Here is an 8,266-nt window from a genome sequence, read left to right on the forward strand (position 1 = left end):
GGTCAGCAGGCGGGTCAGCATCGCCAGGCAGAGCAGGTCGCCGAGCGGGAAGGCGATCGTCGGCCTGCGACGGCGCAAGCCGGCCCGGACCGCGCCGTGGCGCCTCCTGCAGCTCACCGCCGCCCTCTCCGGAACCGGCGCCGCGGCGTACCGCGCACCGGCGTGGATGGTGCGCCCGGTGCCGTGGGTACCCGACGCGGGCGAGTGGCTGCTGATCGCCGTGTATCCGCTGCTCGCCCTGGTGCTGCTGTTGTTCGTGCGCATCCGCACCGGCGGCGCCCGCGACCGCGGCGGCGTGCTGGACGCCCTGACCGTGACCTCGGGCGCGGCGCTGCTCGCCTGGGCGTACGCGATCTCTCCACTGCTCGGCCGGCCGGGCCTGAGCCTGGCCGACGACTGGCCGGCGATCGCCTTCCCGCTCGGCGACCTGCTCTGCCTGGCGATGCTGACCCGCCTGCTGACCACCTCGAACCGCCGCCTGGTCTCCGCCGGGGTGCTCGGCGCCGGCGTCGTCGCGCTGCTCGTCGCCGACATCGGCTACGACCTGATCGTGCCGAGCGGGCACCTGGGTTTCCTGGCCGCCTTCGGCCGGATCCCGCTCTACGCCGCGGTCGGCCTCGCCGCCCTGCACCCGTCGATGATCGAGCTGACCAAGCCGTCCGCGCTGACCAACGGCGACCTGGGCCGCTCGCGCCTGGTGCTGCTCGCGCTGGCCTCGCTGGTCGCGCCGGCCGTGCTGATCGTCGAGGTCGGCCGGCACGGCAAGGTGCCGAACCTGGCCGTGGTCGGCGGGCTCAGCGCGTTGACGTTCCTGCTGGTGCTGGCCCGGATGGCCGGCATCATGGCCAGCCACCGGCTCGCCGTGGCCCGCGAGCGGGCGTTGCGCGAGGCGTCGGCGGCGCTGGTGTCGGCGGCCGACGCCGAGGAGGTCGGCACCGCGGTCCGCACGGCGGTGGCCCAGCTGCTGCCGGCCGACGTACCCCACGGCCTGGTCCTGGCGATGGCCATCGCCGAGCCGGACCAGCCGCTCAGCGCGAAGGCCGCCGCTCAGGCCGCGCAGGACCGCCTCTCCGGCACCTCCGCGCGGCTGGTCGCCACCCGCGACGTCGACTGGGCGGTCGCGATCCGGCTGACCGCCTTCAACACCGTGCTGCGCTGCCCCCTGGTGCTCAAGGACCGGCCCACCGGCGATCCGCTGGTCGGCGTGCTGCACGTCGGCGGCCCGCACTGGGCGCTGCTCGGCCTGCAGCAGACGCTCGAGGTGCTGGCCACCCAGGTCGCGCTGGCGCTGGAGCGGATCGAGCTCAGCGAGGAGGTCACCCGCCGCAACAGCGAGACCTACTTCCGCACGCTGGTGATGAACACCTCTGACGTGATCCTGATCGTCGACGACGAGGACCGGATCCGGTACGCCAGCCCGTCCGCGGGCACGGTGCTGGGCGGCGACCCGGTGGGCGTGCAGATCGCCGACGTCATCCACCCCGTGGACCGCCGTCGCCTGGACGAGCTGCTCGGCGCGATCCGGGCCGGGCAAGGACCCGAACAGGGCCAGGACTTCCGGGCGCTGGACCGCCGGCGCACCGAGGTGACGCTGGAGCTGCACTGCCGCGATCTGCGCGCCGACCAGTCGGTGGCCGGGCTGGTCATCACGATGCGCGACGTGACCGAGCGGCGCAGCCTCGAGCGGGAGCTCACCCACCAGGCGTTCCACGACTCGCTGACCGGCCTGGCCAACCGGGTGCTCTTCGCCGACCGGCTGGAGCACGCGCTGGCCCGCGGCGCCCGCGACGGCTCGGTGGTCGGCGTGCTGTTCATCGACCTGGACGACTTCAAGATCGTCAACGACACGCTCGGTCACGCGGTCGGCGACCAGCTGCTGATGGCGGTGGCGGACCGGATCTCCGGCGCGTTGCGCGCCGACGACACCGCGGCCCGCCTCGGCGGCGACGAGTTCGCCGCGCTGGTCGAGAACGTGCAGGACCCGGGCGCGGTGGAGGAGACCGCCAGCCGGATCCTGGCCGCGCTGGCCGAGCCGATCATGGTCGACGGCGAGGCGCTGCAGGCGGTGGCCAGCATCGGCATCACCACGACGCCGGAGGCGGACACCGCCAACGAGCTGCTGCGCCAGGCCGACCTCGCGCTGTACGTGGCCAAGGGCGCCGGCAAGAACCAGTGGCGGCGATACCAGAACCACCTGCACGGCGCGATGGTCGAGCGGCTGGAGCTGCGCTCGGCGCTGGACCACGCGGTCAACGAGGGCCACTTCATCCTGCAGTACCAGCCGATCATCGACCTGGCGACCAATGACACGGCCGGGTTCGAGGCGCTGGTCCGCTGGCACCACCCGCAGCGCGGGGTGATCGCGCCGGACCAGTTCATCGAGGTGGCCGAGGAGAGCGGCCTGATCGTGCCGATGGGCCGCTGGGTGCTCGAGGAGGCGCTGCACACGGTCGCCCAGTGGCGCCGCATGCTGCCCCGCGCCCGCAGCCCGTACGTGAGCGTCAACGTCAGCGTCCGCCAGTTCCGGCAGGCGGGCTTCGTCGAGCAGGTGCGGCACGCGCTGGAATACCACGAGGTGCCGGCGCAGGCGCTGATGCTGGAGATCACCGAGACGCTGCTGATGGGCGACGACGAGCGGATCTGGGCCGACCTGGCGGTGCTGCGGGAAATGGGCGTCCGGATCGCGATCGACGACTTCGGCACCGGCTATTCGTCGCTGGGCTACCTGCGCCAGCGCCCGATCGACGTGGTGAAGATCGACAAGAGCTTCATCGACGACATCGCCCACGACCCGCAGCAGGTCACGCTGGTCAGCGGCATCGTCGGCCTGGCGAGCTCGCTCAACCTGACGGTGATCGCCGAGGGGATCGAGAGCGAGCAGCACCGCCTGGTGCTGGCCGAGCTGGGCTGCCCCCTGGGCCAGGGCTACCTGTACTCCAGCCCGATGACCGCCGCCGAGGCCCTGACCTGGCTGTCCGTGCCGGAGCCGATCGCCGCGTAGCCTCCCGGCCGAGGCCCTGCGGGCCACCAACCGGACGGCGAACGTCCGCAATCCGGTTTAGGTTGCCGGCATGCCCGATTACACGATCAAGGCGCTCACGTCGGAGACCTTCGACGACTTCGCCGCTCTCGTCGAGCGGAACGGGGGCATGTTCGCCGGCTGCTGGTGCACGAAGTTCCACCCCGACCGTGCGGAGGAGGGCCCGAGCCGCGAGGACAACCGGGCGTTCAAGCAACGTCTGGTGGCCGAGGGGATGGCGCACGCGGCGCTGGTCTACGACGGCGACCGGGCGGTCGCCTGGGCGCAGTTCGGATCACCCGAGGAGCTGCCCGGCATCCATCACCGCAAGGAGTACCTCGCCACTGCCGGGCGCCTGCCCGACTATCGGGTCACCTGCATCCTGGTCGAGCGCCGCCTCCGCGGTCAGGGCCTGGCCGCGATCGCTCTGCGCGGAGCCGTCGAGCTGATCGCCCAGGCCGGCGGCGGCCGGGTCGAGGGCTACCCGCACGACACCGGCGGCGTCCGGAAGAAGAACTCGTCGTTCATCTACAACGGCACCCGCGCGATGTACGAGCGTGCGGGCTTCACCTACGACCGGCCCAAGGGCCTGGGCAACTGCGTGATGGTGCGCGAGGTGGCCCCGACGCGTGGCTGAAACGCAGGCACGGACGCCAAGGGCGCGGGGCGATGCACGCACGGACGTTCTGAAACTCCGGCAGGGTCGCCTGGACAGGGCCGCCTCGACGGGTCCTAGTACGGGTTGCCCGAGCCCGGGAGGCGGCCGCGGACCAGGCCGCCCAGCCGGCCCGGCAGGTTGGGTGCGCCGGAGAGCGGCGGTGTGTCCGCGGACGCGCGGGAGGCCATGCCGTCGATCAGCTCGCGCAGCGCCGACACCGCGTCGTGTTCCGGTCGCCAGCCGAGCTCGGACGCGATCCGGTCGGTGGACATCAGCGGCGCCTTGAGGCCCAGCTCGACCCAGCCGGCGTCGACCGGCTGCAGTCGCAGCCACCAGGAGAGCGCCGCGGCGCCCAGCAGGACCGATCCGGGTACGGGCACCCGGATGCTCCGGAACAGCGTGGCCGCCAGCGCGGGGTCGAGCACCGGCCCGGCCGCCACGTTGAACGCGCCCCGGGCGTCCGAGAGCAGCACCCGCGCGTACGCGTCGGCCACGTCGTCCGCGTGCACCGCCTGCACGCGCAGCGACGGATGGTCGGGGATCACCGGGATCCGCTGGAAGCGCAGCAGCCGCGCCGGCAGCAGCGGCCCGGCGAAGTACCGCCCGATCTCGGTCCCGCTCTGCCGCTGGAAGATCAGCCCCGGCCGCAGCCGCGCGACGCGCATCGTGGGGTGGTCGCTCTCGACCCGGTCCAGCAGCCGCTCGACCAGTGCCTTGTGCCGGCTGTAGGAGGACCCGAGCACTCCGGTGGCCGGCCACTGCTCGGTCACGTAGACCTGCTTCGGCCCGGGCGCGTACACGCCGACGGACGACGCGACGATCAGCGCGCCGACGCCGGCCCGGACGGCGGCCTCGCTGACGTTGCGGCTGCCGAGCACGTTGGTGCGGTAGAGCAGCGGCTGGTCGTGACTGGGCTGGATCTGCCAGGCGAGGTGCACGACGGCGTCGGCCCCGGCGAAGAGCTCGACGAGGCGGCCGGTGGCGTCGGGGGCGCCGACGTCGCAGGAGTGCCACTCGACCCCGTCGATCTCGGTCGCTCGCCGCGAGACCCCGACGAGCGAGATGTCCGGTTCCCGCCGGAGGCGGCGTACCAGGGCTGTTCCGGCGTTTCCCGACACTCCGACGATCACGACCCGCATGGGTATGGCGTACCCGAGGCATGGAGGTTGAACCCAGGGTGGATCCCAGCCGGTGCGCTGGGTCTGCCCGCCTCCCTGACTACCGCCCGGTCTCTGACCGGTGCCCTAGGCTGCCGCGCTTGGCGGGCTTGCCCGCGTAGATCCGGTCGGCGAGCATCGGCAGCGCGTTGGCCGCCAGCACCGCGGCGCGGTACTTGCCGGGCACGATGATCCTGCGCCGGGGCCTCTTGATCGCGCTGTCCACGGCGGCGGCCACGATCTCCGGCCCGGGCAGGTTCTTCCGGTTCCGCAGGTTCGCCGGCGTGCCGATGTATCCCGGCTCGACCAGCGTCACGGTCACCCCGGTGCCGAGCAGCTCCCGGCGCACCGAGTCGGTCATGCCGCGCAGCGCGAACTTCGTGGCCGAGTAGATCCCGCTGACGCCCACCTCGCCGGCCACCGATCCGATGTTGACGATCGTCCCGCCGCGCTGCTCCCGCATGATCGGCACGACCGCACGCATCAGCCGGATGGGTGCGCGCAGGTTCACGTCGATGACCCGGTCCACGATCTCGTCGTCGGCCAGGATCGACCCGGGCCCGCCCACCCCGGCATTGTTCACCAAGGCGTCGATGCGACCGTTCACCGCGCGCGCCCGATCGATCAGCTCAGTGACCGCTTTCGGATCACGGACATCGGTCGGCACCGCCACCGCGGCCCCGCCATTTCCCTCGATCGCCGAGGCCACCTGTGCCAATTCCGCCTCGCGGCGGGCGGCCAGCACCACGGTCATTCCCGGACGCCCGAGTCGTCGCGCGATCGCCTCTCCGATGCCGCTCGACGCACCGGTCACGATGACCACCGTCATGGTTGCCCTTCCGCAACTATAAAAAACGACGCCGCCGGTTCCGGCGGCGTCGTTATCTGTACGCGATAAATCTAACGCTTGCTGTGGTATGCCTCGACGATCGAGCTGGGGATCCGGCCACGCTCGGAAACCTCGTAGCCGTTCTTGCTCGCCCACTCGCGAATCGCCTGGTTCTGGTCGCGGCTGGCGCGTCCGGTGGCGACCCCGCCGCGGCGCGCCACGCGGGCGTCGCCGCCGCTGCGACCGACGCGGGTGGCCACGTTCAGATACGGGTCGAGCGCCTTCCGCAGTTTTCCGGCGTTCTTTTCGGAGAGGTCGATCGTGTAGTTGACCCCATCCAGTCCGAACTCGACGGTGCGGTCCGCCTCCCCGCCGTCGAGGTCATCGGTCAGAAGGGTGATTACCTGCTTGGCCATGGTGTGGCTGCTCCTGTAACGGCGAATGAGTCACGACTATGCTTACGCGGCGTTCGGAACCGCGAATATGACTGTCCGAGAAACATTCTGTCTCGCGACGGTTCCCTATGCAAATTGCTGCATCCGCATGTCGCATTTCCACTCAGCCGCCCGCAGCCCGATCGCCACCTCTGACATGGCCGGACCGGACTAAAGACCTAGCCGGATTGCGGTCGCACGGTCAATCGCAGCGCCGCCGGGGCGTGCTCCGGAACAGCCGGAGAGCGGGGTGCGACCGGTGACAACCGGCGGTATTCCGCGCCCATCGCCGGCCGCTCGTCCGGCTCACCCTTGTTGGGCCAGAGCGCCACCGCCCGCTCGGCCAGCGCGGTGATCGTCAGCGACGGGTTCACGCCCAGGTTCGCCGGCACCGCCGACCCGTCCACCACGTGCAGCCCCGGATAGCCGTAGACCCGGTGGTACGCATCCACCACGCCGGTCTCGGGCGACGCCCCGATGGTCGCGCCGCCGAGGATGTGCGCGGTCATCGGCACGTTGAAGACGTCGCCGACCGACCCGCCGGGGAACCCGCCGATGATGTCCGCGATCCGGCGCACCGCCTCGTGCCCGACCGGGATCCAGCGCGGGTTCTGCGGCCCGTGGCCCGGCCGGGTGGTCAGCCGGCCGGTGCGGGTCCGCCGCACCGTCAGCGAGTTGTCCAGCGTCTGCATGACCAGCGCGATGATGGTCCGCTCGCTCCACCGCCGGGTGCCCAGCGACCGGACGAAGATCGTCGGGTGGCGCAGTGCCTCGCGCAGGAAGCGCAGCGGTCGCGGCAGCCGCCCGTCGCCGTCCACCAGCATCGTCGAGAGCAGCCCCATCGCGTTGCTGCCCGGCCCGTAGCGCACCGGCTCGATGTGCGTCTCGTCGTCCGGGTGGAACGACGACGTGATCGCCACCCCTTTCGAAAAGGGCTCGGCGGGTACGCGCGCCGCTTCGGCACCCAGCAACGCTTCCGAGTTGGTCCGGGTCAGCGAGCCCAGCCGGTCGGACAGCCGGGGCAGCACGCCCGTGTCCTTCATCGCGTGCAGCAGGCGCTGGGTGCCCAGCGCCCCCGCGGACAGCACCACGTCGTCCGCGGTGAACGTGCCGTTGCGGGTCTCCACCCGCCAGCCCCGCTCGGTGGGGCGCAGCGCGGTCACCGTCGTGTCCGGGTGAATCACGGCGCCGGACCGCTCGGCCAGGTGCAGGTAGTTGAGATCGAGGCGGTTCTTGGCGCCGAACCGGCAGCCGATCATGCAGTTGCCGCACTCCAGGCACCCGGTGCGGTCCGGACCGGCGCCGCCGAAGAACGGGTCCGGCACGGTTTTGCCCGGCTCGCCGAAGAACACACCCACCGGGGTACGCCGGAACGTGCCGCCCACCCCCATGTCCTTGGCGACCTGCTGGATCACCACGTCGGACGGGGTCATCGACGGCTGCAGCGTCACCCCGAGCATCCGCGACGCCTGCTCGTAGTAGGGCTCCAGCTCGCGGGCCCAGTCGGTGATGCCGGACCACCGGGGATCGGCGAAGAACGACGCGGGCGGCTGGTAGAGCGTGTTCGCGTACACCAGGGAACCGCCACCCACCCCCGCGGCCGACAGCACCACGATGTCCTTGAGCAGCGTGATCCGCTGGATCCCGCGCAGGCCGAGCCGTGGCGCCCAGAGGAAGCTGCGCAGGTCCCACGAGGTCTTGGGCAGGGTCTCGGGGGTGAACCTGCGGCCGGCCTCGAGCACGCCGACCCGGTAACCCTTCTCCGCGAGGCGCAAAGCGGTGACACTGCCGCCGAACCCGCTCCCCACCACCACCACGTCGTAGTGCGTCAAGCGCCTCATTCAGCCGACGGTAGGCGGTCGACAAGCGCCGCGCCAGACAGGCCGGGTCACCTCGGGCGGCCTGAACCGTTCGGCCGGTCAGTCGGGCGGGGCGGGGACGCTGCGGGTGCGGACGCGGTCGGCCGCTCCGATCGACTCGAGCAGCGCGGCGAGTGCCTCCTTCGCCGCGGTGACGGTGTCGGCGCCGACCTTGGCGATCACCTCCCGCTCCAGGGCGGCCTGGGCCCGGCGGGCCGACTCGATCGACTCGCGGCCGCGGGTGGTCAGCCGGACCGTGCGGGCGCGCTGGTCGCCGGCCGACGTCGCGTTGCGCGCCGCGCTGGTCGAG

Annotated in this window: 7 protein-coding genes; 2 read left to right on the forward strand and 5 right to left on the reverse strand. The window is 71.9% G+C overall.

Annotated elements, in window-relative coordinates; translation table 11 throughout:
* On the forward strand, window positions 1–3,001 hold a 3,001-nt coding region (locus tag AB0M20_RS15760; RefSeq protein WP_364298593.1), incomplete at its 5' end, for an EAL domain-containing protein.
* A 70-nt stretch (window positions 3,002–3,071) separates the two neighbouring features.
* Window positions 3,072–3,656, forward strand: a complete 585-nt coding sequence (locus AB0M20_RS15765; RefSeq protein WP_364298595.1) for a GNAT family N-acetyltransferase — start codon at window positions 3,072–3,074, stop codon at window positions 3,654–3,656.
* Window positions 3,657–3,751: 95 nt separating this feature from the next.
* On the opposite strand, the gene AB0M20_RS15770 is transcribed toward AB0M20_RS15765, so the two are convergent.
* From AB0M20_RS15770 to AB0M20_RS15790, 5 genes are all read right to left on the reverse strand, one after another.
* Window positions 3,752–4,816 (reverse strand): NAD-dependent epimerase/dehydratase family protein, encoded by a 1,065-nt coding sequence (locus tag AB0M20_RS15770; protein ID WP_364298597.1) that lies wholly within the window; start codon window positions 4,814–4,816, stop codon window positions 3,752–3,754.
* 79 nt (window positions 4,817–4,895) lie between these two features.
* Entirely contained in the window at window positions 4,896–5,663 is a 768-nt protein-coding gene (locus AB0M20_RS15775; protein WP_364298599.1) for an SDR family NAD(P)-dependent oxidoreductase, read from the reverse strand.
* A gap of 71 nt (window positions 5,664–5,734) precedes the next feature.
* Window positions 5,735–6,079 carry an Lsr2 family protein gene (locus AB0M20_RS15780; RefSeq protein WP_364298601.1) on the reverse strand — a complete coding sequence of 115 codons (345 nt, stop codon included), beginning with the start codon at window positions 6,077–6,079 and terminating at the stop codon, window positions 5,735–5,737.
* Window positions 6,080–6,276: 197 nt separating this feature from the next.
* Window positions 6,277–7,938 carry a GMC family oxidoreductase gene (locus tag AB0M20_RS15785; protein WP_364298603.1) on the reverse strand — a complete coding sequence of 554 codons (1,662 nt, stop codon included), beginning with the start codon at window positions 7,936–7,938 and terminating at the stop codon, window positions 6,277–6,279.
* Between the two features lie 78 nt (window positions 7,939–8,016).
* Window positions 8,017–8,266, reverse strand: a 250-nt coding sequence (locus AB0M20_RS15790; protein ID WP_364298605.1) for a hypothetical protein, incomplete at its 5' end; no start/stop codon positions are given.

This window comes from Actinoplanes sp. NPDC051633 (assembly GCF_040681735.1).
In the GTDB taxonomy this organism is placed as follows: Bacteria; Actinomycetota; Actinomycetes; order Mycobacteriales; family Micromonosporaceae; genus Actinoplanes.